At 68.8% G+C, this 19486-nt stretch carries 23 protein-coding genes; 8 read left to right on the top strand and 15 right to left on the bottom strand.

The window, feature by feature from the left end; genetic code table 11:
* Positions 1-145 precede the first annotated feature (145 nt).
* From C8E02_RS09100 to C8E02_RS17435, 5 genes are read right to left on the bottom strand one after another with little or no spacing between them, the layout of a single operon-like run.
* Positions 146-1135: a flagellar motor protein MotB gene (locus C8E02_RS09100; RefSeq protein WP_120810523.1), complete on the bottom strand. Its 990-nt coding sequence runs from the start codon at positions 1133-1135 to the stop codon at positions 146-148.
* 13 nt (positions 1136-1148) lie between these two features.
* Positions 1149-2012 carry a flagellar motor stator protein MotA gene (motA, locus tag C8E02_RS09095; RefSeq protein WP_047966889.1) on the bottom strand — a complete coding sequence of 288 codons (864 nt, stop codon included), beginning with the start codon at positions 2010-2012 and terminating at the stop codon, positions 1149-1151.
* 39 nt (positions 2013-2051) lie between these two features.
* The gene (locus C8E02_RS09090; protein ID WP_120810522.1) at positions 2052-2750 is read right to left on the bottom strand and encodes a FliA/WhiG family RNA polymerase sigma factor; all 699 of its coding nucleotides are present in this window, start codon (positions 2748-2750) and stop codon (positions 2052-2054) included.
* A gap of 3 nt (positions 2751-2753) precedes the next feature.
* On the bottom strand, positions 2754-3227 hold the full coding sequence (locus C8E02_RS09085; RefSeq protein ID WP_047966891.1) for a flagellar basal body-associated FliL family protein: 474 nt from the start codon (positions 3225-3227) through the stop codon (positions 2754-2756).
* On the bottom strand, positions 3224-3898 hold the full coding sequence (locus C8E02_RS17435) for a flagellar hook-length control protein FliK (protein ID WP_170152133.1): 675 nt from the start codon (positions 3896-3898) through the stop codon (positions 3224-3226). The genes C8E02_RS09085 and C8E02_RS17435 overlap by 4 nt, the downstream gene beginning before the upstream one ends.
* Between C8E02_RS17435 and C8E02_RS17430 the strand changes: the two genes are divergently transcribed.
* Positions 3897-4355, top strand: coding sequence for a hypothetical protein (locus C8E02_RS17430; protein WP_170152132.1), 459 nt, complete (start codon positions 3897-3899; stop codon positions 4353-4355). The genes C8E02_RS17435 and C8E02_RS17430 overlap by 2 nt on opposite strands.
* Here the strand turns inward: C8E02_RS17430 and C8E02_RS09075 are convergent.
* From C8E02_RS09075 to fliE, 9 genes are all read right to left on the bottom strand, one after another.
* Positions 4330-4617, bottom strand: a complete 288-nt coding sequence (locus tag C8E02_RS09075) for a hypothetical protein (protein ID WP_120810520.1) — start codon at positions 4615-4617, stop codon at positions 4330-4332. The two genes, C8E02_RS17430 and C8E02_RS09075, sit on opposite strands and share 26 nt — an antisense overlap.
* The gene (gene fliS, locus C8E02_RS09070; RefSeq protein ID WP_047968392.1) at positions 4604-4996 is read right to left on the bottom strand and encodes a flagellar export chaperone FliS; all 393 of its coding nucleotides are present in this window, start codon (positions 4994-4996) and stop codon (positions 4604-4606) included. The genes C8E02_RS09075 and fliS overlap by 14 nt, the downstream gene beginning before the upstream one ends.
* A gap of 14 nt (positions 4997-5010) precedes the next feature.
* Entirely contained in the window at positions 5011-6360 is a 1350-nt protein-coding gene (fliD, locus tag C8E02_RS09065) for a flagellar filament capping protein FliD (RefSeq protein ID WP_342766774.1), read from the bottom strand.
* Between the two features lie 78 nt (positions 6361-6438).
* Positions 6439-6885: a flagellar FliJ family protein gene (locus C8E02_RS09060; RefSeq protein ID WP_120810518.1), complete on the bottom strand. Its 447-nt coding sequence runs from the start codon at positions 6883-6885 to the stop codon at positions 6439-6441.
* The gene (fliI, locus tag C8E02_RS09055; RefSeq protein ID WP_120810517.1) at positions 6882-8192 is read right to left on the bottom strand and encodes a flagellar protein export ATPase FliI; all 1311 of its coding nucleotides are present in this window, start codon (positions 8190-8192) and stop codon (positions 6882-6884) included. Before fliI ends, C8E02_RS09060 begins: the two co-directional genes overlap by 4 nt.
* 1 nt (position 8193) lies before the next feature.
* The gene (fliH, locus tag C8E02_RS09050; RefSeq protein ID WP_120810516.1) at positions 8194-8886 is read right to left on the bottom strand and encodes a flagellar assembly protein FliH; all 693 of its coding nucleotides are present in this window, start codon (positions 8884-8886) and stop codon (positions 8194-8196) included.
* On the bottom strand, positions 8883-9944 hold the full coding sequence (locus tag C8E02_RS09045) for a flagellar motor switch protein FliG (RefSeq protein WP_047968388.1): 1062 nt from the start codon (positions 9942-9944) through the stop codon (positions 8883-8885). Before C8E02_RS09045 ends, fliH begins: the two co-directional genes overlap by 4 nt.
* The gene (gene fliF / locus C8E02_RS09040) at positions 9928-11622 is read right to left on the bottom strand and encodes a flagellar basal-body MS-ring/collar protein FliF (RefSeq protein ID WP_170152131.1); all 1695 of its coding nucleotides are present in this window, start codon (positions 11620-11622) and stop codon (positions 9928-9930) included. Before fliF ends, C8E02_RS09045 begins: the two co-directional genes overlap by 17 nt.
* A gap of 13 nt (positions 11623-11635) precedes the next feature.
* Positions 11636-11974, bottom strand: a complete 339-nt coding sequence (fliE, locus tag C8E02_RS09035) for a flagellar hook-basal body complex protein FliE (protein ID WP_047968386.1) — start codon at positions 11972-11974, stop codon at positions 11636-11638.
* Between the two features lie 262 nt (positions 11975-12236).
* Between fliE and C8E02_RS09030 the strand changes: the two genes are divergently transcribed.
* From C8E02_RS09030 to C8E02_RS09000, 7 genes are read left to right on the top strand one after another with little or no spacing between them, the layout of a single operon-like run.
* Positions 12237-13091: a FliM/FliN family flagellar motor switch protein gene (locus C8E02_RS09030; protein ID WP_120810515.1), complete on the top strand. Its 855-nt coding sequence runs from the start codon at positions 12237-12239 to the stop codon at positions 13089-13091.
* A 3-nt stretch (positions 13092-13094) separates the two neighbouring features.
* Positions 13095-13448, top strand: coding sequence for a flagellar motor switch protein FliN (gene fliN, locus C8E02_RS09025; protein WP_047968384.1), 354 nt, complete (start codon positions 13095-13097; stop codon positions 13446-13448).
* Positions 13445-14203: a flagellar type III secretion system pore protein FliP gene (gene fliP, locus C8E02_RS09020; protein ID WP_120810514.1), complete on the top strand. Its 759-nt coding sequence runs from the start codon at positions 13445-13447 to the stop codon at positions 14201-14203. The genes fliN and fliP overlap by 4 nt, the downstream gene beginning before the upstream one ends.
* A complete protein-coding gene (gene fliQ / locus C8E02_RS09015) occupies positions 14203-14475 on the top strand; it encodes a flagellar biosynthesis protein FliQ (protein ID WP_120810513.1) in 273 nt (90 codons plus the stop codon). Before fliP ends, fliQ begins: the two co-directional genes overlap by 1 nt.
* A 5-nt stretch (positions 14476-14480) precedes the next feature.
* Positions 14481-15260 carry a flagellar biosynthetic protein FliR gene (fliR, locus tag C8E02_RS09010; RefSeq protein WP_120810512.1) on the top strand — a complete coding sequence of 260 codons (780 nt, stop codon included), beginning with the start codon at positions 14481-14483 and terminating at the stop codon, positions 15258-15260.
* Positions 15253-16395: a flagellar type III secretion system protein FlhB gene (flhB, locus tag C8E02_RS09005; protein ID WP_120810511.1), complete on the top strand. Its 1143-nt coding sequence runs from the start codon at positions 15253-15255 to the stop codon at positions 16393-16395. Before fliR ends, flhB begins: the two co-directional genes overlap by 8 nt.
* Positions 16392-18482, top strand: a complete 2091-nt coding sequence (locus C8E02_RS09000; RefSeq protein ID WP_120810510.1) for a flagellar biosynthesis protein FlhA — start codon at positions 16392-16394, stop codon at positions 18480-18482. Before flhB ends, C8E02_RS09000 begins: the two co-directional genes overlap by 4 nt.
* Here C8E02_RS09000 and C8E02_RS08995 read toward each other — a convergent pair.
* Entirely contained in the window at positions 18457-19428 is a 972-nt protein-coding gene (locus C8E02_RS08995; protein WP_120810509.1) for a hypothetical protein, read from the bottom strand. The two genes, C8E02_RS09000 and C8E02_RS08995, sit on opposite strands and share 26 nt — an antisense overlap.
* Positions 19429-19486: the final 58 nt, after the last annotated feature.

Below are 19486 nucleotides of genomic sequence, written 5' to 3'. Positions count from 1 at the left end.
ATATTACCAATCAACCCGTCAATTAGATACACAATGTTTACAATCTCGATAAATGCCGCGATCGCGCCACGACAATGTGTTAGCCGCAATAAATAAACCCGGCACGGGGCCGGGTTTTTTCTTGCTGCAACAAGGGCTTGCGTCGTCAGCCTGGGTTGTTCATCTTGGCGCGCAGCATGTCCAGATCGGGGTTGGGCGTCACGCTGATTTCGCTGCGTTTTTCGGCGGCACCCGCCGCTTGCGGCGAGCCGAACATGGCACTGATGCTGTCCGCCTGCGCCGGTGTCAGCACCAGCAGCTCGATGCGGCGGTTGTGCGCCGCGGTCGGTTGCCGCTTGTCCAGCGGCGCGCGGTCGGCCATGCCCACCACCTGCAGCACGCTCTCCTTGCGCAGGCCGCCATCGAGCAGATGCAGCCGCGCGCTCATCGCGCGGTTGGCGGACAGGCTCCAGTTCGACAGCGCGGTATTGCCGGCGCTGCGGTACTGCATGGAGTCGGTGTGGCCGATCACCAGCAGCTGGTTGTCGAGCGAGGACAGCAGCTGCCCCATCTCCTGCAGCAGGCCCTTGAAGCGGCGGTTGATGATGGCGCTGCCGCGCTCGAACATGCCCTCGCGCTCGGTGTCGTGCAGCATCACGCGCAGCCCCTGCGGCGTCACCACCAGCTGCAGGTTGCTCTCCAGCCCGGCCTGTTTCGACATCGACGCCAGCATCTGCGCCAGCTGGTTCAGCGCCGCCGGCGATTCCAGCTTCTGCCGCACGCGGCGGCCGTCGCCGTCCAGCACCGTCGGGAAGCCGGTGGTCTTCAGCCGGCTGTCCGCGCTCGGCTGCGTGCTGCTCAGCCCCGGCACCAGTTCGCGCGGGATCAGGCTGCCCGGCGGCGTGCCCTGGTGCTCGATGCGGTAGTTGGTGCCTTCCGCGGTCGGCTTGCCGCCCCCGTCGCGCAGCAGCTGTTCCAGGTTTTCCTGTTCGCGCGCCGCCAGCACCCACAGCACCAGGAACAGGCACATCAGCGCCAGCACGAAGTCGGCAAACGCCACCTTCCACGCACCACCGTGGCCGCCGTCCTCCTCGCGCCGCGCCACCTTCTTGATGACCGTGCCCTCGTGCTGCTCGCGGTGTTTCAGTGCACTCATTGCGCGCTATGCCTCACACGCCTTCCAGCGCATTGATCCACGACTCCAGCTGCGAAAAGCTGGGCTTGGTATTGAGCTGCACCAGGCGGCGGCCGGCGTCGATCGCCAAGAGCGGCGGCTTGCCGGCGGCGTGGGTGGTCAGCACCACCTTCACCGATTCGAAGTTGGACAGTTCTTCCTTCACCTGCTGGTGCATCACGTTGCTCAAGGGGTCGAGCACGCCGTAGCAGAAGAAAATGCCGATGAAGGTGCCCACCATCGCCGCCGCCACCTTCTGGCTGATCTCGCCGGCGCTGGCGCCCTCGCTGACGCTGTTCATCGCCATCACGATGCCGAGCACCGCCGCCAGGATGCCGAAGCCGGGCATCGCCTCGCCGATCTTGTGCAGCGATTTCGACGGCTGGTTCAGCTCCTCGTGGATGGCGTCGATCTCCTGGTCCAGCACGCCTTCCAGCTCGTGGGCGTTGATCTTGCCCATCGCCATCAGCCGGAAGTTGTCGACGATGAAGGCCAGCAGTTTCGGCTGCTGCAGCACCAGCGGGTAGCGGTTGAACAGCGGGCTCTGCCGTGGCGATTCCACGTGCTCGTCCAGCGCCTTCAGCCCCTGGCTGGCGGTGATCAGCAGCTCGTACATCAGCAGCAGCAGCTGGCGCTGGAATTCGGCGCCATGTTTCTTGCGCATCACGATACGCCTGATCTGGCCCAGCATCTCCACCAGCACGTGCTTGGGGTTGCCCAGCACCAGAGCCCCCAGCGCCGCGCCGCAGATGATCAGCAGCTCCACCGGCTGCCAGATCACCGCCATCGAGCCGCCATGCAGCATGAAGCCGCCAAATACACACACCAGCACGATGCCGATGCCCAGGATGAGCTGCATGTTGATCCTTCCCTGTTAAGCAAGACCCGGCGCTGCCCCTCAGTCGGGCGCTGCCGCCAGGCAGTTTTTCATCTTCTTCAGTGCCGCCTTGTTGATCTGGCACACCCGCGCCTCGGTCAGCTCCAGCACCAGCGCGATTTCCTTCAGGCTCAGCTCGTGCTCGTAGTACAGCTGGATCACCTGCTGCTCGCGCGGCGCCAGGTGCTGCAGTGCCGACGCCAGCGCGATGCGCAGCTGCATCTGCTGCTCCGGCACGCGCTCGTCGCCGACATCGCCGCCGTTGGCGACGATCTCGTCAAAGCTGTGCATCGCCTCGGCGTTTTCCGCCAGCAGCAGCGCCTGCACCTCGTCCAGGCCAATGCCCAGCGCCGCGGCCGCCTCACGCTCCGACGGCTCGCGCCCCAGCTGCCGCGTCAGCGCGCGCCAGCCGTCGCGCAGGCGGTGCGCATCCTGGCGCACGCTGCGCGGCCGCCAGTCCAGGCGCCGCAATTCGTCGAGAATCGCGCCGCGGATGCGTAGCATGGCAAAGCCGGTGAACTGCTCGTCCGGCTCGCCGTAACGCCGCGCCGCCTCCAGCAGCGCCAGCAGGCCGACCTGCTCCATGTCCTCGCGCTCCAGCACCGCGCCGACCTGCGACGACAGCTGCCGTACCGCGCGCTTCACCAGCGGCGCATGGCGGGCGATGATGGCGCCCTCGTCCAGCGCCGGCGTCTCGAACAAGGCGTAGGCCGCGCTCATCGCTTACTCGACGATCAGCTTGCTGACCATCACGTCGCTGAACGGCTGCGGCTGCTGGTCCTTGCGGTAGGCCGCGCTGTAGTGCTGCAGCAGCAGGGCCTGGAATTCGTCCACGCTCATCGCCGCCGCCTGCGTGCGCGTCAGCTGCGACAGCGCGCGTACCGCGATGCTCTTCAGCAGCGGCAGCTGTTCCTTCACCTGCGCCTGCTGCTCGTTGTCGGTACGGAACACCAGGTCGATCGACATGTAGTGCAGCTCGTCCTGCCCCGCCTCGCGCAGCATCACGATGATCTTGTCGAGGGTGAGGTAGCGCTTCGGCGTCGCCGGCTCCGCCGCCTCCGTGGCCACCGGCTCGCGCAGCGGGCTGCTCAGGGCCGCGCCGCCCTGCTGCTGCAGCCACCAGTAGGTGCCACCCCCGCCCAGCAACAGCGTCAGCAGCATGCTGACCAGGAAAATCACCACCGTTTTGCTTTTCATGCCTCTGCTCCTGCCTGATAACCTGCCAGGCCAAATCCGTCATCTTCTGCCGCCAGCTGCAGCGCGCGCCCCGGGCTCGCCTGCTGCTCCGGCTCGCGCCGCCCCTGTTGCTGTCCACCGTGGCCGTCACCGGCGCCGTGGCGCACCTCCAGCTGCACCGACTGGAACTGGCGGTTGCCCAGCTCCTGGCGCAGCAGCTCGCCGATGCCCTGCAGCTGGCGCGCCATGTCGCCGTTGCTGGCGGTCAGCTGTACCGTCAGGTGGCCACCCTCGTGCCGCAGCGCGATTTCCAGCGAGCCGAACGACGGCGGGTCGAGGCGGATCAGCGCGCGGTCGATGCCGTGGCTGGACTGTACCGCCAGCCGCTGCGCCAGCAGCTGGTGCAAGGCACCGCCCTGAGCGCCCGCGCTGCCGTCATCGACCGGTAGCGGCGCCCACTCCGGCAGCGCCGCCGCGGCCGCCGGTGGCTTACCCAGTTCGTGCGCCGGTACTGGCAACGCGGGCACGCCACCAGCCAGCAACCGCGGTTCGGCCGGCAGTGGCGTACTGGCCGCCGCGTCGGTCGCAAGCGGCGCGGCCGCCTCGCCGCTGCTGCCTGCGGGCGGGGTATTGCTGTCGCTGCTCGTGCCGCCGTTGCGGCCAACGTTGGCCGCAAGCAGATTGCCCACCATGACCGGTAATGCCGTTGCCGCCAATGCCACGGCCGGTGCCGCGCCACGCGCCAGCGGGGCAAGTGCGACCGGCGCAGCCGGTTCCGTACCCAGCGGCGGCAAGCCGGCGACAGGCGCCGGCCCGGCGCTAGCGCCGCCCAGCGTGGCCGCCGTGTCGGTAGCCGGTGCCGGTGTGCTCGCCGCCGGCAATGGCAGCGGGCCGAATGGCAACGCGGTGGCCGCAAGCGGCGCCGGCGCAGCGGCCGTCGCCACCTCGGGCGCAGCCGTGTCGGGCGCGGGTTCGCCGTCGGTGGCCGGCAGGCCGCCCATCAGCAGCGCAAACAGCGACGGGCCGCTGCTGCCGGCAGCGGCAAACGGCAAGGCCGCGGCCACCACCGCGGTCGCGGGGGCGCTGGCAGAAACGGGGGCGGCAGGCGCCAAAAGAGTGCTGTTCATGGTTGTTCCGCAAATTCGCTGACGTGGGCGTAGGCAAGACTCTGCTCGCGCTGCTGCAGGCAGCGCGCCATGTCCTGTTCCGATTGCTGCAGCGCGCTGCCGATCTCGCACAGCAGCGCCTGGTAGAACTGCTGCAGCTGCGCCACCTCGTCCGGGCGCAGCCTTGGCGACTGCGGCAGCGCTGCGGCCAGTTCGCGGTCGAGGCGCTGCAGCGCGTCCCAGTCGCGGCTGGCCACCGCCTGCTGCAGCTGCTGGCCGAAGGCGGTGACGTCAAAGCGCGGCATGCTGTTCCTGTACGCCCATCCAGCCGCCCTTCAGCGTGTTCAGCAGCTGCACCACCTCGTCCAGCGCCGCCAGATCCAGCTCGATGCTGGCGTGGTAGAGGCGGAACACGCAGTAGTCGTACAGCCGCGCCAGATTGGTCACCACCTCGCCGCCGTGGTCGCTGTCCAGCGCGCTGGACAGGCCACCCAGGATGTTGATGCACTTGCTGATGCTGTCGCCCTTCTGCTCGTAGCGCTGCTGCTCCAGGTGGCCACGCGCCCGCGCCAGCTCTTCCAGCAGGCCGTCAAACAGCACCAGCACCAGCTGCACCGGCGAGGCGGTGGCGGTTTGCGATTCCAGGTTGACAGCGTGATAGCTGCGGTAAGCGTCGTAGTCCACGATGGCGGCGGTCCTTATTGGTTCTGGGCGAAGTAGTTGTTGAGGCTGTCCAGCGTGCTGCTCATCTGGCTCTGCATCGCCTGCAGGCGCGAGTACTGCCCCAGATAGCGCTGGTACACCTGCTGGTATTCGGCTTCGAGGCGGATCTGACGCTTGTCCAGATCGTTCTGCGTGCGGGAGATGGAGTCGCGGCGCTGCGTGATCACGCCCTTGGTGCTGCTCAGCCACTGGTCGAGGTAGCCGCGCACCGACTTGATCAGGCCGTCGCCGTTGCTGTCGCTGAAGAAGCTGTCCAGCGCCGCCGGCTTGTCCTGCAGCAGGCGGGTCAGCTTGGTCCGGTCCAGCGTCAGGCTACCGTCGCGGCTGGCGCTGACGCCCATCTCCGCCAGGCGCACGCCGCCGATGTTCTGCCGCACCATGTTGTTGAGCTGGTCGCGCAGGGTGCGCACCCCGGAATCGGTGGCGAAGATGCCGGCTGCGGTCTTGCCGTCGCCGCTGCTGGTCAGCGTGCCCAGCGATTTCAACAGCGTGTTGTAGCTGTCGACGAAGCTTTGCAGGTTGGCCGCGGTGTCGCCGTCGTTACGCGCCACCGTCAGCTGCAGCAGCGCGTCGCCGTCGCTCATCGCGCGGCTGAGTGTCAGCGTCACGCCCTGGATCGCGGTAAAGGTATTCGAGGCCTGCTTCACCAGCACCCCGGTGGTCTTGCCCCCCAGCCACACTTCCGCGTCCTGTGCCGCGCTCAGCTGCGTCGGCGCGTCCAGCGCCGCCTTCAGCGCGGCATTGCCGATATTGCTGGTATTAAGGCTGATCTGGCCGGCGGCGCCGGTGGCGGCGGACGACAGCACCAGCCGGCTCTGGCCGTCGGCGGTCAGCACCATCGCGTTGACCTTGCCCTGGTTGTCGGCGGCCTGGTTGATGGCGCGCGCGATCTCGCTGGCCGACAGGCTGAGGTCGCCGTCGACGTCGGCGCTGGCGAGGCTGACATTGAAGGTGGCGCCGCCCTGCAGCGTGACGCTGAAGCTGCCGCCCTCGGCCGCCGGCACGCCGCCGATATTGCCGAACGCCAGCTGGTGCGCGGAGGCGACCTTGTCCACGAACAGCGAGTAGCTGCCGGCCTGCGCGGTGGCACCGGCGCTGGCGGTGGCGATGCCGTCGCGGCTCAGGCTGGCGCTCATCGCCAGCATGCTTTTCTTGCCGGCCAGGGTGGCAAGGCTGCTGCGGAAGTCCTGCAGCGCCTTCTGCAGCTGGCTGAGGCCGTCGCTGCGCGCCTTGCTGGTCTTGTTCTGTGCCGCCAGCTGCTGCTCGGCGCTCTGCATGTAGATCGATGCCATCTGCGATGCCATCTGTGACGGATTAATGTCCACTTTCCTGTTCCTCCGAACGCGTCGCGAATACCTGACAAGGCGACGCGGCGCGCTGTTTGCTTGAAAAAGTGTGAATAATCACATCGGCCCCTGCTGTCGCAGCCACGCCAGGCTGGCCTGGTCGTCGCTGCGCTTCTGTTCCTGACGTTGCTGCTGCTGCGCGAGATCAGCGGCGGTGCGCTGCTGCAGGCTCATCAGCACCTCGCGCCGCAGGCTTGCCGCCAGCAGCGCCTGCTGGCTGACCGCGGTATCGGCCTCGGCCAGCTGCAGGTCCAGCTGCTGCGACTGTTTCAGCTGCAGCAGCGCGTCCTTGTAACCGGCGCAATTGAGCGCCAGCGCCGGCAGCGTGCGGCTGCCGCTGGCGCCGCTGTGGCGGCACAGCTCGTCCATGCGCTGGATGTTGCGCTGGTAGCGTTCCTGCAGTTGCCGCTTGTCGGCGACTTCGCGCTGCAGCCGCGCCACGTCGGCGTCCTTCAGCGTCAGCAGTTGCTGCAGGTTTTGCAGCGTGGTGCGGGCCTTGATCATGCGAGCAGTGCCTCCAGTTGGGCGATCACCTGCGGCAGCGTGACGGCGTCGTCGGCGCGCTGACACAGCAGCTGTTCGATCTGCGGCATCAGCCGTACCGCGCGGTCGGCCTGGGCGTCGGCGCCCGGCACGTAGCCGCCGAGCGGGATCAGACCACGGATTTCCTGGTAGCGGCCCCACAGCGCCTTCAGCGTGCGCGCCGCGTCCAGGTGCCCCCGGCTGCCGATCTGGCTCATGCAGCGGCTGACCGAGGCGCCGATGTCGATCGCCGGGTAGTGGCCCTGCTCCGCCAGCGCCCGCGACAGCACGATGTGGCCGTCGAGAATGGCGCGCGCGGTATCGACCACCGGGTCCTGCTGGTCGTCGCCTTCCGCCAGCACGGTGTAGATCGCGGTCATGCTGCCGCTGCTGCCCTCGCCGTTGCCGGCGCTCTCCGCCAGCGCCGGCAGCATGCCGAACACCGACGGCGGGTAGCCGCGCGTCGCCGGCGGCTCGCCCAGCGCCAGCGCCACCTCGCGCTGCGCCATCGCGTAGCGGGTCAGCGAATCGACCAGCAGCAGCACGTTGCGGCCCTGATCGCGGAAATGGGCGGCGATGGTGTGGCACAGCTCGGTGGCCTTCAGCCGCATCAGCGGCGATTCGTCGGCCGGCGCCACCACCAGCACCGCCTTGGCGAGGCCGTCCTTGCCCAGCGCGTGCTCGACGAATTCGCGCACCTCGCGACCGCGCTCGCCGATCAGGCCGACCACGACCACCTCGGCCTCGGTGTGGCGGGTGATCATGCCCAACAGCACGCTCTTGCCGACGCCGCTGCCGGCGAACAGGCCGACACGTTGGCCGCGGCCCAGCGTCAACAGGCCGTTGATGGCGGCGACGCCGACATCCAGCGGCTGCGCCACCGGCTGCTTGCGCAGCGGGTTGATCTGCGGCGGATGCGCCGCCAGCGGCATGTCGCCGCCGAGGCGGCCGCGCTCGTCCAGCGGCTCGCCGAGGCCGTTGACGATGCGCCCCAGCCAGCTGTTGCCGATCATCAGCCCGGCACTGTCGGCGGCGGGAATCACCCGCGCGCCGGTGCTGAGCCCGACCGGCTTCTTGAACGGCATCAGGTAGGACACCTCGCGGCGGAAACCGACCACCTGCGCTTCCAGGTAATGGCCGCTGGCGGTTTCGATCAGGCAGCGCTGCCCGGTTTCCAGCGGACAGCCGATGCTCTCCAGCAGCAGGCCGGAGGCGCCGACCAGCTTGCCGGTGACGGTGGCCAGCGGCACGTCGGACAGGTCCAGCCGCGCCAGCGCGTCGCGCAGCATCTCAGTCGTCTCCCGCCGGCAGCGGCAGCGCGCTGTCGGCACTCAATTGTTCGCGCAGGCGCTCGACGCAGGCGCCCAGGCGCTGCTCGCAGCCGGCGTCGATGTCGCTGTCGGCGCTGCGGATGCGGCACTCGCCCTGCGCCAGCGTGCTGTCCGGGCGCAACGCCCAGCGGCTGGCACGTTCCGGCGCCAGCTCGCGGATGCGCTGGTATTCCTCGCTGTTGAGCAGGATTTCCACCTCGCCGGCGCGCGGCGGCAGTGCGGCCAACGTTTCCTCCACCAGGTCGAGGATCTGCGCCGGTTTCAGCGTCAGCTCGCAGCGGATCACCTGCCGCGCCACCTTGGCCACCAGGTTGATCACGTCCTCGCGCAGCGCGCTCTGGTAGTCGACGCGGCAGCGCTCCATGGCGGCGGTGGCGGCGTCCAGCGGCCGCGCCGCGCCGTCGAACTGCGCCAGCACCTGCTGCATCGCCTCGCGACGGCCCTGTTCGCGTCCGGCGGCGAGGCCGGCGTCAAAGCCGGCCTGCTTGCCGGCGCTCTCGCCGCTGGCGTAGCCCTCGCCGTAGCCGAGGTCCATGCCCTGGCGGAAGCCGTCGGCGGCGGAGGCCTGCGCCGAGCCGGGCTCGGCCGCCGCCAGGGCACCGAGCTGGGCCGCCATGAGCGGCGGAAAGCGGTAGGGACACCACGGGTTCACTCGACGACTTCCTCGGCGAACAGCTGCAGGTCGATCTCGCCGGCCTCGGCCAGCGCCTTGACCTGCGCCATGATGTCACGGCGCACTTCCTCGACGCGACTGAGCGGCACCGGGCCGGAGCGGCGCATCATCGCCTCGAACGCCTGCGCCTGGCGGCGCGGCATGGTCTGGGTGATGGCCTGGCTGACCGCCGGCTCGGCGCCCTTCAGCGCGATCGCCCACATTTCCAGCGGCACTTCCTCGGTCAGGCGCAGCAGCACGGTCTCGGTCTGCCGCGACAGGATGAAGAAGTCGTACATGCGCGCCTCGATCTCGTTGACGATCTCCGGATCGTGGCCGCGCAGCAGCTCGATCATGCGCGCGCGGTCGCCCGGCAGGCGGTTGATGATATCGGCGGTCTGCTGCATGCCTTCCACCAGCGTGCTTTGCGTGTGCAGGCTGTCCAGGCAGCTGTTGACCAGCTCTTCCAGCTCCTGCAGCAGTTCGCGGTCGATGTCCTTCAGCCGCGCGATGTTGACCAGCACCAGGTCGCGGCTGTCCTGCGGCAGCGCGTCGACCACCTGCCCGGCCAGCGCCGGCGGCAGGAAGGCGAGGAACACCGCCTGCATGCGCACGTGTTCGCCGGCGATGCGGTCGGCCAGCCACTTCGGCGACACCCACTGCAGGCGCGCCATTTTCGGGCGGATGGCGTCGCCGTAGATATTGTTGAGCACGCTGTTGGCGATGTCGCTGCCCAGCGCCAGATCCAGCGAGCGCTTGAGGAAGGCGCGGCTGGCGCCGTGCACCCCGCTCTGCTCACGGTATTCGTCGAAGAACTTCTGGATGCTGGTCTTCACCGCGTCGACCTTGATGCCGCTCAGCGACGACATTTCCTGCGTCACCGCCAGCAGCTCCTCGCGCGACAGGCAGCGCAGCACCGCCGACGCCGGCTCCTCGCCCATGCACAGCAGCAGGATGGCGGCCTGTTCCAGCGGCGTCATGCCTTCCGCGTTACCCAGCGCGACACCGGCACTGGCCGCCGCGTTGTGCAGCAGGTCGGACTTATTGAGTTCGTCCATTTTTCTGTACCCATTGTTTGACGACTTCGGCGACGCGCTCCGGCTCTTTCGCCGCCAGATGCTTCAGGTGATCGACCAGCACGTCGACGCTGGAACCGGCCGGCGGCAGATCGTAGTTCTCCAGCAGCGGCACCACGGTGCTGCCGCTGCGCGCCGCCGTCGGGTCGGGCAGCGCCGCCATCGCGGCGCGCTCGTCGGCCGGGGCCGGCTGCGGCGTGTCGTCCGGGGTCAGCAGCAGCGGCTCGGGGCTGGCAAACGCCACCGGCAGTGCCGCCGGCAACGGTGCGGCCAACCTTTGCCGCAGCAGCTTCAGCAGCGGCCGCGCCAGCAGCAGGTACAGCAGCAGGCCGCTGATGGCGTAACCGGCCCACGACAGCGCGGTCGGCAGCCACACGCCGCCCTCCTCCCACCACGGCAGCGGCGCCGCCTGTGCCGGGAAGGCCAGTGCCGACAGCACCAGCGCGTCGCCGCGTTCGGCCTTGATGCCGAGGCCGCCGCGCAGCAGCTTGTCGATGCCGGCCAGCTGCGCCGGCGTCCACGCCCGGCCGTTCGGCGCCGCGTCCTCGTTCAGCACCACCGCCACGCTGAGGCGGGACAATTCGCCGCGCGCATGCTGGATCTGCATGATGCTGCGGTCGTAGGCGTACTGGCGGGTGACCGCGTTCTTGCTGACCGCGGAGCCCTCGGCCGCCGGCATCGAGGCGTCGGTGTCGATCGGCAGGTTGGACAGCGAGCCGGGGATGCCCAGCGCCGCCTTTTCGTTGCTCTTTTCCTCGCGCGAGGCCTCGTTGGTCACCTTCGGTGCCTCGCCGTACTTCTCGCGCGTTTCGTTGATGCGGTCGTTGTCGACTTCGGCGGCGATGCTGACGCGGAAGTTGTCGGCGCCGACCACCGGCGCCAGCAGCGCGCGCACGTTTTCCAGCGCCTGCTCGCGGTGGCGGCGCTCGTTGTCGCTCTCGTTCAGCGCGATGCCGCCCTCGGCCAGCGTCAGCCGCGCCGACAGCAGGTTGCCGGCCTGGTCGACCAGCGTCACCCGTGCCGGGGCCAGCGTGGACACGCTGCCGGACACCAGCTTGACGATGGCGGACACCTGTTCGTTGCTCAGGCTCTGCCCCGCCTTCAGCGTCACCACCACCGAGGCCGAGCCCTTGTCCTCGTTGGCGCCGACGAAGGCGCTGCTTTTCGGCAGCGACAGGTGCACACGCGCGGCGCGCACCGGCTCCAGCGCCAGGATGCTCTGTACCAGCTCGCCCTCCAGGCCGCGGCGGAAGCGCACGTCCTGCACGAACTGGCTGACGCCCAGCGGATCATTGTTGTCCAGCAGCTCCAGCCCGGCCGGCAGCTGCGCCACCACGCCCTTGCCGGCCAGCTGCATGCGCACGCGGCCCAGCTGCGCCTCCGGCACCAGCACCTGGCCGCTCTGCGGATGCAGGCGATAGGGGATTTTCTCGGCGTCGAGCACCGCCATCATGTCGGCGGCGGACACCTTTTCCTGCTCGCCGAACACCGGCTTGTAGCTGGCGTCGTCGTGCCACAGGTAGACCACCACCAGCACGGTCAAGGCCAGCGCCAGCATCAGCAGCGGCAACAGGTAACGCCAGGTGGCGGCGGGCAGCGCCGCCGGGGGCAGGCCTTTGGCCCGCAGGCCGGAAAAGCCGTTTTTGAGTTGAGTCAGCACGGGGAACCGCCAGTCAGATTGGCATCTTGATCAGGTCGTCGACGGCGGCGACGACCTTGTTACGGACCTGCATCAGCATGGAGAAGGACAGGCTGGCTTCCTGGCTCAGCATCATGGCGCCGACCAGATCGTCACTGCGGCCGCTGTCGACATCGGCCATCTTGTCGCTGGCGACGCGGTTCTGGGTATCGACCTCGCTGACCGCGTTCATCATCGCGCCGGAGAAACTGACCGCGGTATCGGCGCTGCCCGTCTCCAGCGGCGAGGCCGCCGCGATGTGCGACAGCGCGCCCATGTCTTTGGCGATCTGCTGCTGATCGGCAGCGATCAGCAGATCAAGGTTAATTGCCATGCTCTCTCTCACCAGAAGCGTTTGCCTGCGCCGTGGCGGCAGCGGGCGGAAAGCCCTGTCCGGGCCGGCAGCAGGAAGGATTGGAACGTGGCGCAGTTTAAACGTGCACTTACCAATGAACCGTGTAAATTTTCACAGATCGTTATGTGAATTTTCACCCTTCCGCCCGGAGGGCATTCAGTAAGATGCGGCTTCCATCAGTGCGTCGCGGCGACAACAGCCCGCCGGCCAGCCCGATACCGCCACCTGAAACCGACCCGCCATGCCCAAGTCCAGAATTCTTGCTCCAGCCGACGGCGCGCGACTGCCCCCCGTTGCCACCGCAACCCTGGGCCGCCCGTTCCACCTGCTGCCCGTGTACTTGCGCACCCTGCAGCAGGCGCTAGCCGATTTCGTGCAGCGCGAACTGAACGCGCGCTACCACGCCCGCTTCGTGCTCAGCCAGCTCGTCGCCGGCGACGCATCGCAGGATGAGCCGCGCCGCACCTGGCACCGCTGGGGCGGCGGCGCCTTTGCCGTGCATATCGAACGCCAGCTGCTGCTGCAGATCCTCGACTACCGCTACGGCGGCAACGGCAGCAGCGCCGGCACGGCCGACAGTAGCCGCGAAACCGAAACCGAACACCGCCTGGCGCGCCTGCTCGGCAACCGCCTGTCGCAGCTGCTGCTGGCCAGCATGCAGCGCGGCGGCCATGCGCTCGCCGCCGGCGACGGCATCGACAACCTGTCGTTCGCACTGCGCGACAGGCCCAGCTGGGAGGCGGTGCTGACACTGGCCGACCACAGCGGCGTGGCGCAGGGCCGCATCGCGCTGGGGCTGGACGACGACAGCGTCGGCTACCTGCTGCAACAGCTGGCCGGCGACCGGCTGCCGGAAGCGGTGGCCAGCAGCGAGCCGCTGCCGTTCACCGAACAGCTGCGCCTGCGCCTGCGCGCACAGCTGCTGGAAAAGCGGCTGCCGCTGGGCGAGGTGCTCGACCTGCAGGTCGGCAGCGTGCTGCCGATCCGGCTGCCGCCGCAGACCGATGTCTACGTTGGCCGCAAGCGCCTGTTCGCCGCCAGCGTGGTCGACCGCGGCGGCAAGCTGTGCCTTACCTCATTTCAGGATGTGGAGTAAACGATGCAATCACCCGACGATTTCGACCTCGACGGCATGCTGGACGGCATGCCCGCCGCCGACGCCAGCCACGAGGCGCCGCTGCCGGCACGCCCGGCGCGCGACATGCAGGGCTTCCTGCGCAAGATCCCGGTGTCGCTGACGCTGGAAGTCGGCACCGCCGAGATCTCGCTCGCCGACCTCGCCAGCATCGATCCCGGCTCGGTGATCGAGCTGGACAAGCTGGCCGGCGCGCCGCTGGACATCAAGATCAACGGCACCGCCATCGGCAAGGCCGAAGTGGTGGTCGCCGGCGAGAACTACGGCCTGCGCGTGATCGCGCTGGACAATCTCGACCTCGACGCGCTGACCTCATGATGCCAATGCTGTGGCGCCGCCTGCGGCCGCTGCTGCCGGCGCTGTTGCTGCTGGCGGCGCCGCTGGCGCAGGCCGACGACACGCTGAAGCTGCTGTCCGCCAGCGGCCAGGGCGGCGCGGTGGACTTCACCGTCAAGACCCAGATCCTGGTGCTGATGACCCTGCTCGGTCTGCTGCCGGTGCTGGTGCTGATGATGACCAGCTTCACCCGCTTCGTGATCGTGCTGTCGCTGCTGCGCCAGGCGCTGGGCCTGCAGCAGGGCCTGCCCAACCGCATCGTCACCGGCGTGGCGCTGATCCTGACCCTGCTGGTGATGCGCCCGGTCGGCGTCGAGGTGTGGAACAAGGCGATGCTGCCCTACGACCAGGACCAGATCAGCATGCCGGAGGCGCTGCTGCGCGCCGAGGCGCCGCTGTCGCGCTTCATGCTGGCGCAGACCGGCAAGAGCGCGCTGGCGCAGATCGCCAAGCTGTCCGGCGAGAGCCACATCCGCGACCCGCGCCAGCACGCGTTTGCGGTGAAGCTGGCCGCCTTCGTGCTGTCCGAGCTGAAAACCGCGTTCCAGATCGGCTGCATGCTGTTCATCCCCTTCCTGGTGATTGACCTGGTGGTGTCCAGCGTGCTGATGGCGATGGGCATGATGATGCTGTCGCCGCTGGTGATCTCGCTGCCGCTGAAGCTCCTGCTGTTCGTGCTGGTGGACGGCTGGTCGCTGACCGTCAACACCCTGGTTACCTCGATACAGGCCTACTGATGCTGACTCCCGATATTGCCGTCGACCTCGTCAACGACAGCCTGCACGTGGTGATCGTGCTGGTGGTGCTGCTGGTGCTGCCCAGCCTGATCGTCGGCGTCATCGTCAGCCTGGTGCAGGCGGCGACGCAGATCAACGAACAGACGCTGTCCTTTTTGCCGCGCCTGCTGGTGACGCTGGCCACCATCGCGCTGGCCGGACACTGGATCACCGGCCTGCTGATGGATTTCTGCATCGACATCTTCCAGCGCGCCGCCACGCTGGTCGGCTGAGCGACATGAACGCCGTACTCGCCGAACTGCTGGTACTGCTGCCGGCGCTGTGGTGGCCGTTCTGCCGCTACGCCGCGGCGATCAGCATCGCGCCCTTCCTCGGCGAAAGCGTGGTGCCGGTGCGCGCCCGCCTCGGCCTTGCGCTGGCGCTGGCGGTGGCGACGCTGCCGGCGATGCGCGGCGTGGCGCCGATCGACCCGTTCTCGCTCTACGGCGTGGTGACCGCCATCGAGCAGGCCGTCATCGGCCTCTTGTTCGGCCTCGCCTTCCAACTGGTGATGACCATCCTGTCGCTGCTGGGCTTTCTGGTGTCGTCGCAGATGGGGCTGTCGATGGCGGTGATGAACGACCCCGGCAACGGCAGCTCTTCCGACGTGATCTCCAACCTCTTGTACCTGCTGGCGGCGCTGCTGTTCTTCGCCATGGACGGCCATCTGGTGCTGACCCAGGTGCTGTTCGACAGTTTCAAGGTGTGGCCGGTCGGCGGCGGCCTGCTGCCGCAGTCGCTGGCAAGGTTGGCCGCAAGCCTGGGCTGGGTGTTTGCCGCCGCCATCGTGCTGGCGCTGCCGGCGGTGTTCGCCACCTTCGTGGTGCAGGTCGGCTTCGGCCTGATCAACCGCGTGGCGCCGGCGCTGAACCTGTTCTCGCTCGGCTTTCCGGTGGTGACGCTGTTCGGGCTGCTGACGCTGGGGCTGGTGCTGCACTACCTGCCGCAGCACTACCTGCGCCTGAGCGGCCAGATGCTCAACCTGCTGCAGGGCATGATGGGAGCGCGCGGTGGCTGAGGCGCACAACGGCGACAAGACGGAAAAGGCCTCGCCGCACAAGCTGCGCGAGGCGCGCAAGCAGGGCCAGGTGCCGCGCTCCAAGGACGTCGCCACCGCGGTCGGCATCGTGGTGGCGGTGTGGCTCAGCTTCTGGCAGATGCCGGACTGGCTGGCCGATTTCCGCCGCCTGTTCGCGCTGGCCTTCGCCTCGCTCGGCGGCCGCGGCACGCTGGAGAACGTGTGGTCGATGCTGTTCGCCGGCAGCCTGACGCTCTTGGTGAAGATGCTGCTGCCGCTCCTGGTGATCCCGCTGCTGGTGGTGGTGTTCTCGCTGCTGCCCGGCGGCTGGATCTTCGTCGGCCAGCACTTCTTCCCGCAGCTCAAGCGCCTCAACCCGCTGAGCCACCTGGGACGGGTGGTGTCGGCCAAGCACGCCAGCGAGGTCGGCAAGTCCATCCTCAAGGCGCTGCTGCTCGGCGGCGTGCTGTACGGCGTGGCACGCTCCGCGATGCAGGATTTCTTCGCGCTGCAGGACCTGCCGCTGGACGAGGCGCTGGCCGCCGCCGGCGCGCGGCTGCTGCAGGCGCTCTTGGCGCTGGCGGCGGTGTTCGTGTTGTTCGCGGTGATCGACCTGCCGCTGCAGTGGCTGCTGTTCCAGCGCGAGCAGCGCATGAGCAAGCAGGACCTGAAGGACGAGTACAAGAAGACCGAGGGCAGCCCGCAGATCAAGCAGCGCATTCGCCAGGTGCAGCAGCAGCTGGCGCAGCGCGGGCTGCGCAAGTCGGTGCCGACCGCCGACGTGATCATCGTCAACCCGACCCACTACGCGGTGGCGCTGAAGTACGACGAGGACCGCGCCGAGGCGCCGTTCATCATCGCCAAGGGCGTCGACGAGATGGCGCTGTGCATCGGGCGCATCGCCGCCGAACACGATATTGCCGTGCTCACCATCCCGCCCTTGGCGCGGGCGGTGTACCACACCACCCAGGTCAACCAGCAGATCCCGGCGCCGCTGTACCGCGCCGTGGCGCAGGTGCTGACCTATGTCTTGCAGCTGAAAGCCTTCCGCAGCGGCAAACGCCGCCTGCGGCCAACCTTGCCGGATGATTTGCCGGTGCCAGCCCATCTCGCCAATCCGAAAACGACAACATGACCGCCCTCAACCGCCTGCTTGCCCTCATGGCGCGCCACAAGGTCGCCACCCCGCTGTACCTGCTCGCCATCCTGGCGATGGTGATCCTGCCGCTGCCGCCCCTGGTGCTGGACCTGCTGTTCACCTTCAACATCGTGCTGGCGATCATCATCATCCTGGTCAGCGTGTCGGCGCGGCGGCCGCTGGACTTCTCCATCTTCCCCACCATCATCCTCGGCGCCACGCTCTTGCGGCTGACGCTGAACGTGGCCTCGACGCGGGTGGTGCTGCTCGACGGCCACCAGGGCACCGACGCCGCCGGCCGCGTGATCGAGGCCTTCGGCCACGTGGTGATCGGCGGCAACTTCGTGGTCGGGCTGGTGGTGTTCGTGATCCTGATGATCATCAACTTCATGGTGGTGACCAAGGGCGCCGAGCGCATCTCCGAGGTGTCGGCGCGCTTCACGCTGGATGCGCTGCCGGGCAAGCAGATGGCGATCGACGCCGACCTCAACGCCGGGGTGATCACCCAGGAAGCGGCGCAGCAGCGCCGCCGCGACATCAGCACCGAGGCCGACTTCTACGGCGCGATGGACGGCGCCTCCAAGTTCGTGCGCGGCGACGCCATCGCCGGCATCCTGATCCTGCTGATCAACCTGATCGGCGGTGTCGCCATCGGCACGCTGATGCACGACATGGCGCTGGGCGACGCCTTCCGCCAGTACGCGCTGATGACCATCGGCGACGGCCTGGTGGCGCAGATTCCGGCGCTGCTGCTGTCCTCCGCCGCCGCCATCATCGTCACCCGCGTCAGCGATTCCGGCGACATGCAGGAACAGGTCAGCAGCCAGATGCTGGCGTCGCCGGTGGTGCTGTACTCCGCGGCCGGCATGATGTTCATGCTCGCCATCATCCCCGGCATGCCGTGGCCGACCTTCATCGGCTTTGCCGCGCTGCTGGCCTTTGTCGGCTGGCGGCTGCAGCAGGCGCCGGCCAAACCCGGCGCGCCGCTGGATCACGGCGCGCTGCAGCAGGTGCTGCAGGGCGACGGCGAGCCGGAGCTGGACTGGCACAGCCTGCCGTACAGCGAGACGCTGACGCTGTCGCTGGGCTACAAGCTGGTGACGCTGATCGACAAGGCGCAGGGCGCGCCGCTGAGCAAGCGCCTGAAAGGGGTGCGCCAGACGCTGAGCGAAAGCATGGGCGTGCTGCTGCCGGCGGTGGCGGTGCGCGACGACCTGAAGCTGAAGCCGGCGCAGTACGCGATCCTGCTGGCCGGCAGCACCATCGCCGAGGCCGAGGTGCACGCCGACCGCCTGATGGCGATCCCGTCGCCGCAGGTGTACGGCACGCTGGACGGCATACCCGGCGTCGACCCGGCGTTCGCGATGCCGGTGACCTGGATCGAGATGCAGGACAAGGCGCGCGCGCTGGGGCTGGGCTACCAGGTGGTCGATTGCGCCAGCGTGATCGCCACCCACGTCAACAAGGTGATGCGCGACTATCTCGCCGAGCTGTTCCGCCACGACGACGTCGCCGCGCTGGGCGAAAGGTTGGCCGCACAGGCGCCGAAGCTCGCGCAGGCGCTGGCGCAGGCGCTCACCGCCAACCAGCAGCTGAAGGTGTACCGCGCGCTGCTGGCCGACGGCGTGTCGCTGAAGCCGGTGGAGGCGATCGCCACCACGCTGGTGGAAGCCGCCGACAACAGCAAGGAGCCGATCATGCTGGCAGCGGAGGTGCGCGCCGCGCTGAAGCGGCAGATCGTGCAGGCCATCCTCGGCCCGCGCGGCGAGATGAAGGCGTTCAACCTCGGCGCCGATCTGGAAAACCTGCTGCTGGGCGCGCTGGGCCAGGCGCAGCAGAGCGGCAAGGCGGCGCTGGACAGCTTCCCGATCGACCCCAACGTGCTACAGCAGCTGCAGCAGAACATGCCCATCATCCGCGACCAGATGAAACAGATGGCGACGCCGCCGCTGTTGCTGGTGATGCCGCAGCTGCGTCCGCTGCTGGCGCGCTACGGCCGCCTGTTCGCCCCCGGCCTGCACATCCTGTCCTACAACGAGGTGCCGGAAAACCGCGAGGTCAGCCTGGTGGGGACGCTGGGCTAGCCGGCAGCAACACTTCCAGAATCAGCGCCGCGGCGACAAACAGCGACGCCGGCAGCCGCGACGCCTCGAACAGGCTGATGCCGTGCCGCCCCAGCGCCAGTCCGGACAGCGCCGGCCGGCTGCCGATGTGGCAGGCCGCGACCTCGAAACCGGCGCCGTTCAGCGCCGCCAGCAGGCTGCCGCGCCGCGACCGCAGCCAGTCGCACAGCGCGTCCTCGCCGTGAAAACACAGCAGCAGCCCCGCACCGTCCAGCCGCAAGCGCAAACGCAGCCGCCCCAGCGGCAGCATGCACTCCAGCAGCAGGTCCAGCGCCGGTGGTGGCGCGGCGGCGTCTTCCGCCTCCGGCTGGTCTTCCACCTGCCAGCCCAGCAGCGGCCCGCCCCACAGCCACATCGGCAACCACAAGGGCAGCGGCAATGCGCTCTGCCCGCGCAGTGACGCCAGCGCGAGATCGGGCAAGACACCGAGCAGCGCGCCGGGCAGGTGGCTGCCGGCCTCGCGGTGAAACTGCGCCGCCGCCGCGGCCAAGGTGCCCACCAGCGCCTCGCGCCAGGCACTGGCCAGCTGCGCCGGCGGCAAAACCGCCTGGCGGAATGCCGGCGCCGGCAGCGTCGCCGCCAGCGGCGGGCCGTCGTCCGGCGGCGACACCTGCGGCGGCGCGGCGGACGGCAGCAGCGGTGTCAGTTGCGGCGGCGGCCCGGCGGCCAGTACCCGGAACGGCAGCACACTGCCCGGCACTGGTGGCGGCAGGCTCGCCGGCCATTGCCGCAGCAGCCAGTGCAGCGCGTCGCCTTCCAGCTGCACGCTGCCGTCGGCCAGCAGCGCCGCCACGCGCAGGTTGAGGATGTCGCCCGGCTGCAGCCTGTGCTGCGACGTCGCCGTCGCCACCGGCTGCACCACGCCGGGCGCACTGGGCGCACCGACCGCCCGTATCGCTTCCGCCATCCTGCCCTCCCCCGGCGCCAGCGCGGCACCAATGACAACAGCCGCCTCGCGGCGGCTG

Origin of the sequence: Vogesella indigofera (assembly GCF_003633895.1) — a bacterium.
GTDB classification, from domain to species: Bacteria; Pseudomonadota; Gammaproteobacteria; order Burkholderiales; family Chromobacteriaceae; genus Vogesella; species Vogesella indigofera.
This window is presented reverse-complemented; position numbering and strand designations above follow the sequence as displayed.